At 63.3% G+C, this 17,536-nt stretch carries 13 protein-coding genes; 3 read left to right on the top strand and 10 right to left on the bottom strand.

Going from position 1 to position 17,536, the window contains the following annotated elements; all coding sequences use genetic code 11:
* Both ACDA63_RS17540 and ACDA63_RS17535 read left to right on the top strand, forming a co-directional pair.
* A partial coding sequence (locus ACDA63_RS17540) for an OmpA family protein (protein ID WP_373664582.1) occupies positions 1 to 612 on the top strand: 612 nt, incomplete at its 5' end.
* Between the two features lie 121 nt (positions 613 to 733).
* A complete protein-coding gene (locus tag ACDA63_RS17535; protein WP_373664581.1) occupies positions 734 to 1,357 on the top strand; it encodes a LuxR C-terminal-related transcriptional regulator in 624 nt (207 codons plus the stop codon).
* Between the two features lie 60 nt (positions 1,358 to 1,417).
* Here the strand turns inward: ACDA63_RS17535 and ACDA63_RS17530 are convergent, their stop codons facing one another.
* The 3 genes from ACDA63_RS17530 to ACDA63_RS17520 all read right to left on the bottom strand — a co-directional run bounded on the left by ACDA63_RS17530 (position 1,418) and on the right by ACDA63_RS17520 (position 5,965).
* A complete protein-coding gene (locus tag ACDA63_RS17530) occupies positions 1,418 to 3,061 on the bottom strand; it encodes a tetratricopeptide repeat protein (protein ID WP_373664580.1) in 1,644 nt (547 codons plus the stop codon).
* 272 nt (positions 3,062 to 3,333) lie between these two features.
* Positions 3,334 to 4,857 (bottom strand): hypothetical protein, encoded by a 1,524-nt coding sequence (locus ACDA63_RS17525; protein ID WP_373664579.1) that lies wholly within the window; start codon positions 4,855 to 4,857, stop codon positions 3,334 to 3,336.
* Between the two features lie 556 nt (positions 4,858 to 5,413).
* Positions 5,414 to 5,965, bottom strand: a complete 552-nt coding sequence (locus tag ACDA63_RS17520) for a hypothetical protein (RefSeq protein WP_373664578.1) — start codon at positions 5,963 to 5,965, stop codon at positions 5,414 to 5,416.
* A gap of 221 nt (positions 5,966 to 6,186) precedes the next feature.
* On the opposite strand from ACDA63_RS17520, the gene ACDA63_RS17515 reads away from it, so the two are divergent.
* Positions 6,187 to 6,504, top strand: coding sequence for a hypothetical protein (locus ACDA63_RS17515; RefSeq protein WP_373664577.1), 318 nt, complete (start codon positions 6,187 to 6,189; stop codon positions 6,502 to 6,504).
* A 97-nt stretch (positions 6,505 to 6,601) separates the two neighbouring features.
* Here ACDA63_RS17515 and ACDA63_RS17510 read toward each other — a convergent pair whose 3' ends face one another.
* From ACDA63_RS17510 to ACDA63_RS17480, 7 genes are all read right to left on the bottom strand, one after another.
* Positions 6,602 to 7,891, bottom strand: a complete 1,290-nt coding sequence (locus ACDA63_RS17510) for a Gfo/Idh/MocA family protein (RefSeq protein ID WP_373664576.1) — start codon at positions 7,889 to 7,891, stop codon at positions 6,602 to 6,604.
* Between the two features lie 93 nt (positions 7,892 to 7,984).
* Positions 7,985 to 9,877 carry an ABC transporter substrate-binding protein gene (locus tag ACDA63_RS17505; protein ID WP_373664575.1) on the bottom strand — a complete coding sequence of 631 codons (1,893 nt, stop codon included), beginning with the start codon at positions 9,875 to 9,877 and terminating at the stop codon, positions 7,985 to 7,987.
* Positions 9,878 to 10,047: 170 nt separating this feature from the next.
* Positions 10,048 to 10,782, bottom strand: coding sequence for a peptidylprolyl isomerase (locus ACDA63_RS17500; protein WP_373664573.1), 735 nt, complete (start codon positions 10,780 to 10,782; stop codon positions 10,048 to 10,050).
* Positions 10,783 to 10,786: 4 nt separating this feature from the next.
* The gene (gene narI, locus ACDA63_RS17495) at positions 10,787 to 11,488 is read right to left on the bottom strand and encodes a respiratory nitrate reductase subunit gamma (RefSeq protein ID WP_373664572.1); all 702 of its coding nucleotides are present in this window, start codon (positions 11,486 to 11,488) and stop codon (positions 10,787 to 10,789) included.
* Complete coding sequence (gene narJ / locus ACDA63_RS17490) at positions 11,481 to 12,191, bottom strand: nitrate reductase molybdenum cofactor assembly chaperone (RefSeq protein WP_373664571.1); 711 nt, start codon at positions 12,189 to 12,191, stop codon at positions 11,481 to 11,483. Before narJ ends, narI begins: the two co-directional genes overlap by 8 nt.
* Complete coding sequence (gene narH, locus ACDA63_RS17485) at positions 12,181 to 13,740, bottom strand: nitrate reductase subunit beta (RefSeq protein WP_373664570.1); 1,560 nt, start codon at positions 13,738 to 13,740, stop codon at positions 12,181 to 12,183. The genes narJ and narH overlap by 11 nt, the downstream gene beginning before the upstream one ends.
* Positions 13,737 to 17,495, bottom strand: coding sequence for a nitrate reductase subunit alpha (locus ACDA63_RS17480; protein WP_373664569.1), 3,759 nt, complete (start codon positions 17,493 to 17,495; stop codon positions 13,737 to 13,739). The genes narH and ACDA63_RS17480 overlap by 4 nt, the downstream gene beginning before the upstream one ends.
* Positions 17,496 to 17,536 lie beyond the last annotated feature (41 nt).

Raw genomic sequence — 17,536 nt, 5'->3', positions numbered from 1 at the left:
GCGAACCTCGACAGGATGAAGGCCGACCCGCGCTTCCAGAACTGCCCACCGGCACAGAAGCGCATCGCCTGCCAGGAAGTGAACCTCATGTGGGCGGGGCACAACGCCTGGGCGCGCGCATTCGAGACCGCGCAGAAGAAAGTGGCCGGCGTCGAAGGGCAGATGGCGCTCGCGCAAGCCGATCTGGAAAGCTGCAAGTCGCCCGACAAACCCGTCCCGCCCCCGCCGCCGCAAGTGCTGCCGCCGGTGATCAACCTCGGGGCGGATGCGCTCTTCAAGTTCGACAAGAGTGGCGCGGCCGACATGTTGCCGGAAGGGCGCGCCAAGCTCGACGTACTCGCCGAGACCTTGCAGAAAGTGAAGACCGTCAAGGCGCTGAGCATCGTCGGCCACACCGACCGACTGGGCACGGACGCCTACAACGCAGCTCTGTCGCAACGCCGCGCGGACACCGTGATGGCCTACCTGAAAGCACGCGGCGTGACGCAGCCGATGCGCGCACAAGGCGTGGGCAGCGGCTCGCCGCTGGTGCAATGCCCCGGGCCGGCGAGCAATGCCGTCAAGGCGTGTCTGCAGCCGAACCGGCGCGTGGAGATCCGCGTGGAGCAGTGAAATGACATGACGATCGGAGTGCCGCCGTGCGGTCATGCGGCGAGCGCTTCGATCGGTGGATCGGCGCCACATCGGAACGATGTAGAGGACGCTTCGTGACTTGCCTTGCCACTGACGAACCATGACCACCCCATCCCGCGTCGCCCTGCTGGGTGCGCATCCCGTTTTTCGCAAGGCGCTCAGGGCGGTGCTGGACCGTCAGGCCGACATGTCCGTCGTCGCCGAAGGCGACTGTGCGGATGTCGATCTTGCGCGGCTGTCCGCGTCGCAGCCGCAACTCATCGTCGCGCAGTTCGATGCGAACGTGCCGCCCTTGATGAGGTTGATGGATATTGCCTCGTCCGCGCCGGGTGCGAGGCTCATGCTGATCGTTCCGCACGCCGTTCCGCATGTGGTGGGACGCCTGCGCGCCATCGGCGCGCGCGCCATCGTGGTCGCCAGTGCCACGCCGGACGAGTTGGTACTCGTCTGTCGCTCGGTGCTGGCCGGCTACAGTTGCTTGCCGCCGCGGCGCGATGATCCCGTCCTGAGCGGTCTATCCAATGGAGAATATGCCGTCTTCGTGGGCATGGCCCACGAGTGCAGCATCAAGGAGATGGCCCGGCAATTCGGCCTGAGCGTCACGACGGTCGCCTCGTACAAGGGCCGGATGATGCGCAAGCTGCACATTGCCAGTCCGCTTGAGTTGATCGATCTGGCCGTGTCGCTCGATATCGTGAACGCGGGCCCGGCTCCGCGCGCTTGATCGATGGGCGCGCGATGCGCCCGCCGACTTTGGCTCACGCTTTTCTGCAGGGCGATCCGTTCACTTCGAGCGTGTCGACGCCGCTTTGGCTTGTACGGTGAGTGCTTCGCGCGTGCGCGCCACCACGTCGCTCCAGTCGCCGTAGTGTGCCTGGCGAACGATGCGGATCGAGTCGTACCACGCTGTGCGTTCGTGTTCGGCGCCCCAGATGAATGAGGCGACGCGGTCCAGCATGAGCAATGTCGGGGCGCCGACGGCGCCGGCCAGATGCGCGATGGACGTGCATGTGGTGACCACGCCGTCAGCCGCTTGCAGCAGCGCGGCGGTGGTGATGAAGTCTTTCAGTTCGGGGCCCCAGTCGATGACATTGAAGCCCTTGTCGCGCAGCGTGGCGACGAGCGCGGAGGCGGCCGGGTTGACCGAATGGAACACCACGTTTTCCGTGGCGAGGAGTTCTTCGAGCTGGGCGAGCGGCAGCGAGCGGATGTCATTGCGTGTCTGCTGCGGGTTGCCGGTCCACGTGAGCGCGATATGCAGTCTGCCATCGCCCACACCGAGACGCTTGCGCCATTGCGCGACGTCGGCGTCGTCGGCGCCCAGGTATGCCTCGCCCGGCAGCGTGTCGTTGCCAAAGCCGAAGGGCGCGCACAGACTCATGAGCGGCGTGTGGAAGTCGGTCTGCTTGAGGAAGTCGACATTCAGTTCCACGTCGGCCGGGATGAGCGGGCGGAACAATTCCACCAGCGGGCCGAAGCAGCCGAACACCAGCTTGCCGCCCAGGGCGCGCACCCGTTCGGCCATCAGCGGCAGGAAACGGATGAGCAGGATCGAGTCACCGTAGCCCTGTTCGAGCCACACCCCCAACGTGCGCCCTTCGAGGGGCTCGCCGCGCCAGTGCGGGACGCCGCACTCCTGCTCGCGCGCCCGCAGTTGTTCGCGCAGGCCGGGCAGCGAAAACCGTGCGTGCATGTTCGACCAGCCTGATTGCCAGATGCCGAGCCGCAGTTCGAGTTCGCCAAGCGGCAGCCGGATGCGATCGTCGTCCGGGCGTTGCGCGATGGTGTGGCGCAGCAGCGTGAGCGCGTCGTCGAAGCGCCATGCGTCAACGAGCGAGAGCGCAAGATTGAGCGGCGCGTGTTCGTGTGCCGGGTCGATCTTCAGTGCAGCTTCGGCTGCGGCGATCGATTCATTCGTGCGGAATTGTCCGCGCATCGCGATGGCGAGATTCGAGTACGCGTCGGCCGAGTCCGGCGCGCGCCGGAGCATTTCATGGCAGGCGGCTTCGGCCTCCGGGTATTGCTTGCCGGCCACGAAAGCGGCCGCCCGGCACAGCGGAAGCAGCAGATCGGCGTCAGGGTCGATCGACCATGCGCGCTCCAGCGCGGGCCCGGCTTCGGGCGAGTCGCTGCTGATGATCAGCGCGGTGCGTCCATACAGGTACCAGGCCCGTGCGTTGTGCGCAAAACGCTCCGTGGCGCGTCTGGCCAGCGTGCGGGCGACGAATCGCATGGCGCCTTCATTCATGATCTGCTCGATGAGCGGTAGCGCGTCCTGCTCGGCGACGTCATTGAAACTCACCAGCAGTTCATCGAAGAGGCGCCAGTGTTCGCTGGCGTTGGGGTCCTGCGCGCTGGCCTGAATGCAGCTTTGTGCAACGGCGACGAATCGACTGACCGGGGTGTCGGGCGTGTTGGGTTGGGGCATGGCTGGAATCCGGTTGTATGACTTGTGCCGGCGATCGTACAAAGTCGCCGCGCTGAGCACATGTGATCAGCTCAAAAGCAGGCCCGCGCTGCGTCGCATGTTACGAGGTCTCACGAAGCCATACGAACATTCGCATTCGTGTTTAGGACACTTCCAGACGGTGCGCAGGTTTCCAAGGTAGCGGATTTCGATCGGGCGTGCGCTGTGGGCGGGTGCAGACGAAAAAAAACCTGCCACCGAAGTGGCAGGCTTTTGTGATGCAGCGCCCAGGATCAGTTCTGGAAGGAGCACTTGTTCGGGTTGCCGAGCGGATCGCTGCCGAACGCGGCGACGGTACAGGCGATGCTGTTGCCCACGCCGACGTTCTTAAGCACCCAACTGCCCTTGCGGCCGAAAGCGACCCAGCCGGTGCCCCGGGTCACCGAGCAGGTGCCGCCCAGGTCGGCGCACTTGGTGAAGCCATCCGGGTAGTCGCCCGTGCCGGTCAGGACCGGAGCGCCGCCTGTACTGCTGGACGACGACGAGCTGCTCGACGAGGAGGAGCTGGATGCGGCCGAACTCGAGCTGCTGGAAGAAACCGAGCTGGACGACGAGCTGCTGGACGAACTGGACGACGAGGACGACGACGACGAGCTACCGCAGGCGCTGGCGGCCAGTTGCGCGCCGTTCTTGCCCACGCCGGCGTAGGAGGGCAGCTTATCCTTTACGCATTGGGCCGTGACCGGCTCATACGTGTAGCCCAGCGTCTTCGGGAACACCGCCGTGGTGGTCCAGGCTGCGGCGTTCTTGTCGCCGCTGGCCGGGGTGCTCCAGGTGATGTTGTACGTGGAGAAGTCCGACGGGCTTGTGACATTGTTGTTGCGCAGATCCCACCAGCCGCAGTTGACGCCGTCGTCATAGAAACACACGACGGGGTTCTTGGCGTTCTGGAAGTAGTTGCGTTCGATCAGTGCATAGCCGGCCTGTCGCACGTTGATGCCCGAGTCGGTGATGCCGTCGTACAGGTTGTTGTAGACGTGGATCCAGCCACCGCGTTGCAGCGGCAGGCGGGCATTCACGTTCTTGTAGTAGTTGTGGTGATAGGTGATCTCGCGGCCGCCGGCGATGTCGCTGCTCGACGAGCCATCCAGGCCGACCTTCTTGCTGTCGTGGATGTAGTTGTACGAAACAGTGATGTTGTGCGCTTCTTTCTTGATGTCGAGCGCGGCTTCGAAAGTCAGGTCGCCGTCGGGCGAGCCATTGCACTCGTTGTTCACGGCGAACAGTTCGTTGTGGTCGATCCACACGTTCGATGCGGCATCGATGCGGATCATGTCGGCGTCGTTGCTGGCGCCGCCGAGCGCGCCGATCTTCATGTTGCGCACGACTACGTTGCTGGAGCCGCCGTTGATGACGATCCCCCAGTTGGCCGACGAGCCGGCCGCGCCTTCGATGGTCACGCCGGCGGTGTAGTTCTTGATCTCGATGTGGCGGTAGGCGTCGCTCCAGTGCGGAGCGGGGCAGTTGTGGTTGGCGTCGATCGTCGAATCCCTGACGATCTGCGCGATCAGCGCGTCTTCGTTGCCGGTGTACTTGATGTACAGCGGATAGGCGCCTGTCGATACCTTGGTGCCCGCGTCGTTGTAGCGCGCGGCGTCGATGATGGCCTGGATCTGTTCGAAGGTGGATGCGGTGAAGGTGCGAGCCGTGCCCACATTGCCGTCGGCGGTCGAGAAGCCGCCGGTTTGCGCGGCCATCGCCGATTGGGCGAGGACCAGCGCCAGCCCTGCCAGAACAGGGTTGAGATTGAATTTCATGCTGTCTCCTGATTGCTGTGGAACTCAAGCCTGGCATCTGCGTGCCGAGGCGCCTGTCGAGCAGGGAACCGGTAACAATTCTTCGCCAGCGCTGCGCAACGGGCGGCAGTCTGCGTGCCCGATTTGCATATTGCAAGATGCGTAGCAACAACCCCGCTTGCACAAAATCGGGGCAAATATGCATTTGTGACAATGCGAAAATGGTATGCAAAGAGAATGTGTCGGTTCAGCGAAGCGGCCATTTTCCTGCGGTGCGGTAGCTGTGCTTCATTCAAACGCCGGGCGCCGTTTTCTTTGCTTACTGCCGTACGTGGCTCGGTTCATGTCGATACATGACGGCGTGCAAAAGGTGATGCATTCGCTGAAATGCTGGTTCGCAACAGGGCCGGTGTCGCGATCGTGGTGTCACCGTGTCGGCCCCTTCGACGACGCGCCCAGAGAGGGGCAAGTCATCAGAACCAAAAGCCAAATGTGAAATATGTCACTGCGATTGCCGTTCGTCGGCGATGAGCGGATGCCGCTGAAATCAGCATTCAACAGACCGCGGGGGGCGGCCTCAGGCGCGTGGAATCCACCATGCGCCGTAGAACTGCGGATTGGTGTCATGGATGGTCTGCATGATCTGGCGTTCTTCATCGTCGCCGTCGGCCGGTGCTCGCGCGAAGAGAAGCAGATACAGGCCGAACAGGATGACGTGGTCCGGACTCTTCGATGCCGCCAGCGTCCGCAGGCGAATCTGCATCTCGGTCAGTAGCAGGGGAATGCGGTCGGTCCGGATCTGCGCCTTCGGGTGCGAGAAGTACCTGTCGTAGATGGCGGGCGTATCGCTGAAGCGTTTGAATATCCTCTCGGCCGTCTCCTCGATCACCTTGATCCGTTCCGGTTCGACGACTTCGCCGGCCGCCTGTTTCAGCCCGACCAGTTGATAGGCTTCGCGCAGGGCCAGCACGTCCCGCTCGAGCGCGTGGACCGATTTTTTCAGGTCGACGTCCGCCTGCACCGCGATCTTCCGGCGTTCCTGCTTGGCGTAGATCACCAGCGTCAGGACGGCGATCGACGGCGATACAAGCGGTATCAGCAGATCCTTGCTGATCTGGTACAGGCTCATGGCGTAGTCCTTTCTCTTCCGGCGCGGCGGCATTCGCCCATGGTCTATGTGGTAGTCCAGTCCGGCCGGGCGCGGCGCCGATCCGCCCATCAGTCGCCCACGGATGCACGTGACGTCGTGTGGCGGTGTCGAATCCGCTCCCCGGACGTGTCGAAGAAGCCGGGTTCCAGCCAGCGCTGGCGCGCTAGAATCCACGCCACTCCACAACCGCACGGTGCGCCATGCGCTCGGAACATTGGGATCGTTCGGAATTGCTCAGCCTGCTGTCGTCGTCGGCCACGCTGGCGGGTCTGTGCATTACGGTCGTTGCGCTGATGAACACGTTCGACAAGGACAAGAGCGCGGCGACCATTGCCGACGACATGCTGGCTGCTTGTGCGGTCGGATTTCTGTTGTGTACGTACGCGATTTTCTGGGCACTGCGCGCACGACAGACGCGCACGGCCATCGTACTGACGAAGGTGGTGGATGGCGTGTTTCTGGCGTCGCTGAGCGTGATGACGCTGGCCGCGTTCGTCATGGCCTATACGCTCTGGTAGCCCCGGCGACCTTCGTTGCAGGGGCTCATGGCGCAATGAAAAAGGCCCAACGGGGAAACCCCCGTGGGCCTTTGTTCTTTCTGCCGCGAATGGCGGCTTACTGTCTGGGCAGGCGTACCGGCAGATCGGCGATGTTGACGGGCAGGCCCGTGCGCAGCGACTGGTTGCCGGCGATGCCGGTGAGGATCGACATGGCGCCGTCGCGGTAGCTGGCCGCGCGGCGCAGCGGGTCGTCCGCAGCCTGCCCGAAGATTTCTTCGAGCATGACGTTGTCGCCGCCGCCGTGGCCCCCTTCACCCTTGGCGATCTCCATGCGGTAGGGCGCATCGAACATTGGGTAGACCGTGACTTCGCACCACTTGAGCGCACCTTCCTGCGACTTGTCGCCGCCGGCGTTCACGTACGACTTTTCGATGACCTTCATCTCGATGCGCCCGCGCGTGCCGTTGAGCGCGACGTTGAAACCTTCCCACGGCAGGTAGGCGTTGAGCGAATACGTCATCACCGCCTTGTTGCGGTAGCGCACGACGAGCCCGAGCGTGTCCTCGATATTGATGCCGTCGCTGAACACGCTCTGGTCGCGGATGTAGCCGTCCTCGTGCTCGGCGTCGAGGTACAGCGCTTTGAGCTGCGGGTTGGATTCCATGTCCAGCGCAAACGGGTCGCCCTTGGCATTTTCGTAGCCGTGGGTGCGCGGGTAGAGCTTGGTTTCGCCGCGCGCCTCGGCGTTGTCGCGGCCGTAGAACTGCAGGCCGCCCTGGGCGTAGACGACTTCCGGCGCGCTGGCGAGCCAGAAGTTCACCAGGTCGAAGTGGTGCGTGGACTTGTGCACCAGCAGGCCGCCACTGTTGCGCTTGTCGCGGTGCCAGCGGCGGAAGTAATCGGCGCCGTGCTGGGTGTTGAGCAGCCATTCAAAGTGCACCGACAGCACGTTGCCGATGACGCCGTCGCGCACCAGTTCGCGCAGCTTGGAGTGGTGCGGGGCGTAGCGGTAGTTGAACGCCACGCGCAGGTTGCGGCCGGTGCGCTCGACAGCATCGATGATCGCCTGGCACTTTTCGGCGTCGATGGTCATCGGCTTTTCGGTCACCACGTCGCAGCCCAGTTCCATGGCGCGGATGATGTAGTGATGGTGGGTACGGTCGATGGAGCAGACGATCACGACGTCCGGGCGAGCGTCGCGGATCATGTCGTCGAAGCGATCCGCCTTCCAGGTCGGCACGGGCGCGTGGCCGTGCTTTTCGAGCAGGCTGTTGGCGAAGTTCATGCGCGTCTGGTTGGTGTCGCAGAAGGCGACCATGCGCGCGGATTCGCGGTAGTCGCGCGCGATCGATTCGATGAACATGCCGGAACGGCCGCCCGTTCCGACCAGGGCATAGGTCTTCATTCAATTTCCTTTCCTGGGGCTTGCCTGCGATCTTGCCGAGAAGCCGTGGTCAGTGCGGTGGCAGCGCCCCGCGGGGCGCCGCCGGGGGAGGTGTTACTTGGCGTAGTACCACTGCTGCGGCAGGCCCAGCGCGGGGGACGCGTAGGTCCAGCCGAAGGCCATATTCTCCTTCACGTTCATCAGCTTTGCGTTACGCAGGCTGGTGATCGCCGCCGGGCGGACGGTGCCGATGACTTCGAACTCGTCGGCCGCGATCTGCAGGATCTGGCGAAACAGCTCGTCGGCCTGCGTCTGCGTGCGGGCGCTGCGCCATTGCGTGTACAGATCCATGCGCTTTTTCATGCTGGCGTTGGGCTCGATGCCTTGCTTGCCGCCGGAGTTGTACCACTTGGCCCATTCCAGGCTCATGCGCGATTCGAGCGGGTGGATGGCGATATAGGCGCGTGCGTTCTGCGTGGCGTCCAGCCCGCCTGGGAAAATCTCGGCGCTGATGTCGTAGTCATTGCTGACCGCGCGGTTGAATACCAATGAGCGCTCCGAGCCCTTGATGACCAGCTCGACGCCGATCTTCTGCCAGTGGCGGCGGATCAGTTCGAGCGTCTGCACCGTCACCTGCCGGTCGATCATGACGATCACATCCAGCGACACGCGCCCACCGTCCGGGTACAGGCGGTAGCCTGCGTCGTCACGCGTGCTCAGCCCCATCTTGTCGAGGATGGCGTTGGCCTGCGCCACATCGGCCTTGGTGTACTGGCTGCCGAGCTGCGCGTTGTACCACTTCGATTCCTTGAACGGACCGCTCTGCCACGGCTGCGTCTGGCCGAGGAAGGCGACCTTGTTGATCTCCTCACGATCGATGCCCAGCGACAGCGCCTTGCGGAAGTCGTGCTGCACCATCAGCTTGCGCAGCTTGTCGTTCTTGGTGGTCTGGTTCATCCACAGCCCGACCGCGTTGGAGTTCGAGCTGGCCTGGCTGAAGACCTTGTAGCCGGCTTTCTGCTGATTCTTGAGCAGGATCGGGCGGAAGGCCACGTCGCCGAGCAGGCGGCCTTCAAAGTCGAACTGACCGTTGCTCGCCGCCAGCACGATGGTCTGCAGATCGGAGATCACCGCGAAACGGATGCTGTCGAGATACGGCAACTGTTTGCCCGTCGGATCGACCTGCCAGTAGTACGGGTTGCGTTCCATCACCACGCGCGTGACGTTGCCGCCGTAGGGCTCCTTGATCAGCCACGGGTCGAGCGTGGGGCGGCCGACGGTGCTCCAGCGCGAGGGCAGCTCGACGTCGCCGCACTTGGCGCGCATCAGCGACGGCCAGTCCTTGACGTTGGCGGAGGCGAACTGTTCGCTCACCTTCGGGTTGTACTTGGGATGGAACTGTTGGCAGTACTGCTTGGAATACAGCACCGGGTGCTGGCCCAGCGGTGTGGCGAGCACCTCGGGGAAGGAGAGGTTGGGCGCGTCGAACTTGAACTTGACGGTGTTGTCGTCGAGCTTGGTGACTTCCGGCAGCTTGCCGTTGACGAGGTAAGCGTCGGGCGCCTGCGAGTAGAACTCCTTGCTGGCGACCAGGTCGTTCATCGCGAACAGCACGTCGTCGGCGGTGAAGGGCTCGCCGTTCGACCAGCGCATGCCCTTGCGCAGGCGGAAGGTGTACTCCGTGCCGGAGGGATTCACCGCGAGGCTTTCAGCCACGTAGGGCTCGACGCCGTTGACGTCCATCTTCCAGTGCATGAGGCCCTGCGAGCCGATGGTGCGCAGGATGCCGTTCTGGTCGGCGTTGGCGCGCAGCACCGTGCGCAGTGTGCCGCCGTAGATGCCGGGCGTGCCAAGCGGCTTGATCACAAGCGGCTGCGAGGGCAGGCGCTGATCAACGGGCGGCAGGTCTTTCACGGCATCCAGCATGGGTGCCTGTGTGTAGGCCTGCGCGCCGACACTGATTACGGCACCGATTGATAACGCTAACAATTTATGTTGAAAGGCCACTGCTATGTCTCCTTGCCAGCCTGTGGGAATCGTTGGATATGGCCGGTCAAGACCGGCTTCTTGAAATTGTTAGCATTAACATATCAGATTTCGGACACAAAATGAACGCATTGTCGGGTCGGAAGAATCACTTTTTTCGGAGCGTACGACCCATGTCGTGTGCGATGGCCTCAGTTGATGAGCGGCGAGGAGGCTCCATCCAGATCGACGCCTTGGATGTCGCTACGCCCGGCCACGATGCGCACGTACTGCTGCAAGGCCTGGGCCAGCGTCTGCCGTTGCAGATCCTGCGCGACGCGCTCGCGTGCCGCTTCGAAAGGCAACTGCCGTCCGGCTTCGCGTCGATCGATGCGGACGATGTGAAAGCCGTAGCGCGTGCGCACGATGCTGGGCCAGAGGCCGACCGAACCGTCCGCGAAGAGTGCGGATTCGAATTCGGGCACCGTGTCGCCGCGCTGGACTTGCCCGATGCTGCCGCCCAGTTCGGCCGACGGGCAATTGGAGTTCTCGCGTGCGATCTGCTCAAAGCGTGCCGGGTTGGCCTGCACCTGATGCAGCAGGCTTTCGGCGCGGGCGAGCAGGGCGGCGACCGGCGTGCCCGGCGTCATCTGCAAAAGGATGTGCGAGGCGAAGACGAGTTCGCCGTTGCTGTAGCGCGTGCGATGCGCGTCGAAATAGCGCCCGAGTTCAGCTTCGTCGGGCGAGGGCACGCTGACGTGTTTTTCGAGCAAGGCTTCGAGCGCTTCGGCGGTGGCGTCGTCGCTGGCCGAAGGTTCCAGCAGCCCTTCGGCGACGGCCTCCTGGCGCAAGAGTTCCTGCACGGCGGCGGCGCGCAAGTCGCCGGGGGTATGCGATTCGACGGTCACGCCATTGATCGTGGCCTGCAGTACGGGGGTCTCGGTCATGGCATCACCGGCTCAGGCTGCGTTGGCGCGAACGCATGATCTGGTAAGGGCGGAACAGGTACACGACCGAGGCGAGCCCGCTCCAGATGTGCACCAGCCGCGTGAAAGGGAAGATCGCGAAGATCGTCAGTCCCAGCAGGATATGCAGCTTGTATATCCACGGCGTGCCGGCCAGTAACTGCGCGTTGTCGCCACGGAAGAACACGATGCCCTGCACGTACTGCACCAGCACCTGGAAGCTGTAGCCCTCCGGCTTGCTGGCCGAGACGAACACCGTAAACATGCCCATCGCCAGTTGCACCCACAGAATGATGAGCACGGCGATGTCCGAGAAACGCGAATTCGACCGGATGCGCGCGTCGGTCAGTCGTCGCCAGCACAGGATCGTCAGCCCGACGAGTGCCACCGCGCCGGCGATGCCGCCACCGTACATCGCCATGCCTTCGTGGGCATCGGCGCTCATGATGTTGAGGATCAGTTGCTCCGGCGTCAGAAAGCCGATGAGGTGCCCGAAGAACACCACCAGGATGCCCAGGTGGAACAGCGTCGAGCCTAGTCGCAGGCTGCCTTTGCGCAGGATCTGCGATGAATCGCTCTCCCACGTGTATTGCTCGCGTTCAAAGCGCACCAGGCTGCCGACGAAGAACACCACCAGCGCTAGGTACGGATAGAAACCGAATGCGAATTGGTAGAGCCAGTCAGCCATGCTTGCTCTCCTTGGCCCCGCGAGCCCGTTCGTCGCGCGGCATGAATGTGATGGGGATGCCTTCCGTGCCGGGCTCGGCGTTGCGATTGAAAGCCGGTTGCTCCTGCCACTCGCGGTCGATGTCTTCCTCATCCGGTTCTGGTGCGCGCGTCCAGTCGAGCCCCTTTTGGCGGCCGATGTGCAGCACGCATTCGAACACCGCCGCGTAGTCGGGCCGGCGTGCCATGACGGCTTCGCCCAACGGTCGGATCAGATGTGCGCAATCGGCGATGAAATCGCGCGCGGTGGCATGGTCGACGCAGCCGCAGAATTCGAGCAGCGCCGGCAGATAGTCCGGCAATTCGCCTTCGCGCAGCAGGAATCCGGCGGTCTCGTAGGTCTGCAGCAGATCGATCATCGCTGCGCCGCGGTCGCGCGACTCTCCGTGCAGATGCTCGAACAAATGCAGCGAGGTGCGCCGGCCGCGGTCGAAGAGTTCGACGTAGGCTTCCTGCAGGTCGATCAGGTCATCTTGCGCGAGGTGCCGTAGCAAAGGGGCCAGGCGCGACCTGTCGTCGTCACTCAGTGCGCGACAGTCGCGCAGCACGTCGCCGATCTCGCTGGCGGCGGCTTGCAGATCGGCCTGCGGATAGCCAAGGAGTGCCGCCAGCGCGCGAAGGGGGAGGGCGTGGTCGGTGGCCGCGAAGTGGGGTCTAGTAATCAACGGTCTTCTCCGGTGCCGGGCCGGCGATGGTCTTGAGCGGAAAGACCTTCTTGGTCCCCATCTTGCCGCCGAAGATGCTGGCGTCGGTGGTGCCGTCCGAACATCCATTGCCGAACGAGAAACCGCATTCGCCGCGCAACTGATAGGCGTTTTCGGCGTACTCGCGGTGCGTGGTCGGAATGACGAAGCGGTCCTCGTAGTTGGCGATCGCCAGGTACCGGTGCATGTCTTCGACTTCAAGGACGCTCATGCCGACCTGTTCGAGCAGCGCGAGGTTGTCGCTGCGTTCGAGCTGGCGCTGGCGGAAGAACGCGCGCATGGCGAGCATGCGTTCGAGTGCCGAAACCACCGGGGCCTCTTTGCCGGCCGTGAGCAGGTTGGCCAGGTAGCGCACCGGAATGCGCAGGCTCGACACATCCGGAATATCACCGTTGGCGTTGATCTCGCCGGCATTCGCCCGCGACTGGATCGGCGAGAGCGGCGGCACGTACCACACCATCGGCAGCGTGCGGTATTCGGGATGCAACGGGAAGGCGATCTTCCATTCCACCGCCATCTTGTAGGCGGGCGAGACACGCGCGGCGTCGAGCCAGTTCTGCGGCACCCCGTCGCGCAATGCCTGTTCAATCACGTTCGGGTCGTTCGGGTCGAGGAATATGCCCAACTGCGCTTCGTACAGCGATTGTGGATCGCTCACCGCCGCGGCCTCTTCGATACGGTCGGCGTCGTACAGCAGCACGCCCAGGTAGCGGATGCGGCCCACACAGGTTTCGGAACACACCGTGGGCTGACCGGCTTCGATGCGCGGATAGCAGAAGATGCACTTTTCGGCCTTGCCGGACGACCAGTTGTAATAGATCTTCTTGTACGGGCAGCCCGACACGCACATGCGCCAGCCACGGCACTTGTCCTGGTCGATGAGCACGATGCCGTCTTCTTCGCGCTTGTAGATCGAACCCGAAGGACAGGACGCCACGCAGGCCGGATTCAGGCAGTGTTCGCACAGGCGCGGCAGGTACATCATGAAAGTGTTTTCGAACTCGCCGTAGATCTCTTTCTGCACGGATTCGAAGTTGTAGTCCTGGCTGCGCTTGGCGAATTCGCCGCCGAGGATTTCCTCCCAGTTCGGACCCCATTCGATCTTCTGCATGCGCTCGCCGGTAATCACCGAAATCGGACGCGCCACTGGCTGCGTGGTCATCTCCGGCGCGGTCTGCAGGTATTCGTAATCGAAGGTGAACGGTTCGTAGTACTCGTCGATCTGCGGCAGGTTGGGGTTGCCGAACAGGTTGAACAGAATCTGCAGGCGACTGCCTTGCTTGAGCCGCAGCTTGCCGTTGGCGCGCACCTCCCAACCGCCGCGCCAGTGTTCCTGGTTCTCCCAGTCCTTGGGGTAGCCCACGCCGGGCTTGGTTTCGACATTGTTGAACCAGGCGTATTCCACACCGAGCCGGCTGGTCCAGACGTTCTTGCAGGTGACTGAACAGGTATGGCAACCGATGCATTTGTCCAGGTTCAGCACCATCGCGATCTGTGCGCGGATCTTCATGATTCGCTCCCGGTGGTCTGCGGCAGGGCGTCGAGGTGGTCTTGCGGCGAGTCCTTCCAGTTCACCTGATTCATCTTGCGCACGATGACGAATTCGTCGCGGTTGGAGCCGACGGTGCCGTAGTAATTGAAGCCGTAGGCCAACTGCGCATAGCCGCCGATCATGTGGGTCGGCTTGAGCACCGCACGCGTGACCGAGTTGTGGATGCCGCCGCGATGCTGGGTGATCTCCGACACCGGCACGTTCACGATCTTCTCCTGTGCGTGGTACATCATGCACATGCCCTCCTTCACGCGCTGGCTGACCACGGCGCGCGCAGCAATCGCACCGTTGACGTTGAAAAGCTCGATCCAGTCGTTGTCGACGATCCCCACCTTCCTGGCGTCGACTTCCGACAGCCACACGATGGGCCCGCCGCGCGACAGCGTGAGCATCAACAGGTTGTCGGTGTAGGTGGAATGGATGCCCCATTTCTGGTGCGGCGTGATGAAGTTGAGCGCGATCTCCGGGTTGCCATTGGGCGTGCGGCCCACCAGCGGTGTCACGGTGCGCGTGTCGATGGGCGGGCGATAGCTCACCAGCCCTTCGCCGTAGTCCAGCATCCAGCGGTGGTCCTGGTAGAACTGCTGCCGCCCGGTGAGCGTGCGCCACGGAATCAACTCATGCACGTTGGTGTAGCCAGCGGTGTAGCTGACGTGTTCGCTCTCAATGCCGGACCACGTGGGCGAGCTGATGATCTTGCGCGGCTGCGCCACGATGTCGCGGAAGCGGATTTTTTCGTCTTCGCGCACGTCGGCCAGATGCGCGTGCTGGCGGCCGGTGAACTGCTCCAGCGCCTGCCATGCCTTGACGGCCACTTCGCCATTGGTTTCGGGCGCCAGTTGCATGATGGTTTCTGCCGCGTCGATGTCGGTATCGATGCGCGGCAGCCCCTTGGTGGGGCCATCTTCGGTCACGACGCGATTGAGACGGCCGAGCGCATCGACCTCATGCTCGGTGTTCCACGTGATGCCCTTACCGCCGTTGCCGAGCTTCTTCATCAGCGGCCCCAGGGCGGTAAAGCGCTTGTACACGTTGGGATAGTCGCGCTCGACCACCACCATGTTGGGCGCCGTCTTGCCGGGGATGAGATCGCACTCGCCCTTTTTCCAGTCCTGTACTTCAAAGGGCTGCGAGAGTTCGGCGGGTGAGTCGTGCATGAGCGGCACCAGCACCACGTCTTTTTCCACGCCGAGGTGGCCGGGCACGAGTTCCGAGAATTTCCTGGCGAAGCCTTTGTAGATCTCCCAATCGCTGCGGCTCTGCCAGATCGGGTCCACCGCCGCCGAGAGCGGGTGGATGAACGGGTGCATGTCGCTGGTGTTGAGATCGTTCTTCTCGTACCACGTGGCGGTGGGCAGCACGATGTCCGAATACAGACAGGTCGTGCTCATGCGGAAGTCCAGCGTGGTGATGAGATCGAGCTTCCCTTCTGGCGCGGTGTCGTGCCAGACAACCTCCTCGGGCTTCACGCCGCCCGTCTCGGCAATATCGCCTTGCTGGATGCCGTGCTGCGCGCCGACGAAATGCTTGAGGAAATACTCGTGCCCCTTGCCCGACGAGCCGAACAGGTTTGAGCGCCACACGAACAGGTTGCGCGGAAAGTTCTCGGGTGAGTCCGGGTCTTCGCAGGCCATGCGCGTGGTGCCGGCTTTCAACTGCTGCACCAGCCAGTCCTTTGGCTCGATACCGGCGACGGTCGCCCTGGCGGCAATCGACAGCGGGTTGATGTTGATCTGCGGAGAGGAGGGCAGCCAGCCCATGCGTTCAGCGCGTACATTGCAGTCGATGAGCGTCTTGCCGTGGCGCGAAGCGTCGGCCAGCGGCGAGAGGATTTCCGACGGCACGAGCGACTCGTAACGCCATTGATCGGTGTGGGCGTAGAAGTACGACGTGCTGTTCATGTGGCGCGGCGGGCGCGCCCAGTCGAGCGCGAATGCCAGTGCCGTCCAGCCTGTCTGCGGGCGCAGTTTTTCTTGCCCCACGTAATGCGCCCAACCGCCGCCGCTCTTGCCGATGCAGCCGCACAGCATGAGCATGTTGATGGCCGCGCGGTAGTTCATGTCCTGGTGGAACCAGTGGTTCATGGCCGCGCCGATGATGACCATGCTGCGGCCTTCGGTTTTCTCTGCACTCAGCGCGAACTGGCGGGCAACTTCGATCACTTTGTCGGGCGGCACGCCGGTGATCGATTCCTGCCACTTCGGGGTGTAGGCGATATCGTCGTCATAGCTCTTGGCTGCCTGCCCACCGAGCCCACGGTCGACACCGTAGTTGGCGCACATCAGGTCGAACACGGTCGTGACCAGCGTGTCGCCCATGCGCTTGACCGGCACGCTGCGTATCAACAGTTCGCCGCCCTGATCGTTGTGCGCAAAGTGTTCGTGCGCCTGCGCGCCGAAATAAGGGAAAGCCACGGCCGCGACATCGTCGCGATGATTGGCGAGCGTGAGCGCGAGCCGAACGTCCGCACCCGTGCCGTCTTTTTCTTCGAGGTTCCACTTGCCCAGGTCACCTTCGACCTTCTGGCCCCAGCGATAGCCGATGGCACCTTGCGGGGCGACGAACTGCCCCGTGCGCTCGTCGAGCGCCACGGTTTTCCATTCCGGATTGTTGGCTTGACCGAGCTTGTCTGCGAAGTCGGACGCGCGCACAAATCGGTCGGCAGCCCAATGCTCGCCGCGTTTTTCCAGGCGGACGAGCATCGGCAGGTCGGTCAGGCGGCGGCAGTAATCGTCAAAGTAGGGGACCGTGCGCTTGACGTGGAATTCACTCAGGATCACGTGCCCCATCGCCATGCCGAGCGCGGCATCGGTGCCTTGCTTGGGGTGCAGCCAGATGTCGGAGAGCTTGGCGACCTCGGAGTAGTCCGGCGTGACGGCGACGATCTTGGTGCCGTTGTAGCGCGCCTCGACAAAGAAGTGGGCGTCGGGCGTGCGCGTCTGCGGCACGTTCGAGCCCCACGCGATGATGAAAGCCGAGTTGTACCAATCGGCCGATTCGGGCACGTCGGTCTGTTCGCCCCAGGTCTGCGGGCTCGAAGGCGGCAGGTCGCAGTACCAGTCATAGAACGACATCAGCGTGCCGCCGATGAGGCTCAGGTAACGGCCGCCCGCGGCGTAGCTGACCATGCTCATCGCCGGGATCGGCGAGAAACCCACCACCCGGTCCGGGCCGTACTTCTTGATGGTGTAGATGTTGGCGGCGGCGACGATCTCGTTGGCTTCGTCCCATGTGCTGCGGATGAAGCCGCCGCGACCACGGATTTCTTTGTAGCGCCTGGCCTTGGCCGGATCTTCGACGATCGACTTCCATGCCTCGACGGGCGCCATGGTCTTGCGCGCCTCACGCCACAGCCGCACCAGCCGCCCCCGGATCATCGGATACTTGATGCGGTTGGCGCTGTACAGGTACCAGCTATACGAAGCGCCGCGTGAACAACCGCGCGGTTCGTGGTTGGGCATGTCGGGCCGCGTGCGCGGGTAATCGGTCTGCTGGGTCTCCCACGTGACGATGCCGCCTTTCACGTAGATCTTCCATGAACACGAACCCGTGCAGTTCACACCGTGCGTGGAGCGCACGACCTTGTCGTGCTGCCAGCGCAGGCGATAGGCGTCTTCCCAGGTGCGGTCCTCGGCGCGGGTTTCACCGTGCCCGTCGGAGTAGGGCTCGCGGGTCCGCGAAAAATACGTCAGGCGATCGAGAAAGTGGCTCATTGCAATCCCTCTGCAATTGGCTGGAACGGGCGCCGTCGCGG

It is taken from the genome of Uliginosibacterium sp. sgz301328 (assembly GCF_041807905.1).
Classification (GTDB): domain Bacteria; phylum Pseudomonadota; class Gammaproteobacteria; order Burkholderiales; family Rhodocyclaceae; genus JBGVSA01.
The sequence above is the reverse complement of the archived record's forward strand: the minus strand, read 5'-3'. Positions and strand labels throughout refer to the sequence as shown.

Bases quoted from the DNA above. Each gene is read 5' to 3' on its own strand.
- ACDA63_RS17520 (WP_373664578.1), bottom strand. From the start codon at position 5,965: ATGAGCCTGTACCAGATCAGCAAGGATCTGCTGATACCGCTTGTATCG.
- narH (WP_373664570.1), bottom strand. From the start codon at position 13,740: ATGAAGATCCGCGCACAGATCGCGATGGTGCTGAACCTGGACAAATGC.
- ACDA63_RS17500 (WP_373664573.1), bottom strand. From the start codon at position 10,782: ATGACCGAGACCCCCGTACTGCAGGCCACGATCAATGGCGTGACCGTC.
- ACDA63_RS17480 (WP_373664569.1), bottom strand. From the start codon at position 17,495: ATGAGCCACTTTCTCGATCGCCTGACGTATTTTTCGCGGACCCGCGAG.
- ACDA63_RS17510 (WP_373664576.1), bottom strand. From the start codon at position 7,891: ATGAAGACCTATGCCCTGGTCGGAACGGGCGGCCGTTCCGGCATGTTC.
- ACDA63_RS17530 (WP_373664580.1), bottom strand. From the start codon at position 3,061: ATGCCCCAACCCAACACGCCCGACACCCCGGTCAGTCGATTCGTCGCC.
- ACDA63_RS17525 (WP_373664579.1), bottom strand. From the start codon at position 4,857: ATGAAATTCAATCTCAACCCTGTTCTGGCAGGGCTGGCGCTGGTCCTC.
- ACDA63_RS17535 (WP_373664581.1), top strand. From the start codon at position 734: ATGACCACCCCATCCCGCGTCGCCCTGCTGGGTGCGCATCCCGTTTTT.
- ACDA63_RS17515 (WP_373664577.1), top strand. From the start codon at position 6,187: ATGCGCTCGGAACATTGGGATCGTTCGGAATTGCTCAGCCTGCTGTCG.
- narI (WP_373664572.1), bottom strand. From the start codon at position 11,488: ATGGCTGACTGGCTCTACCAATTCGCATTCGGTTTCTATCCGTACCTA.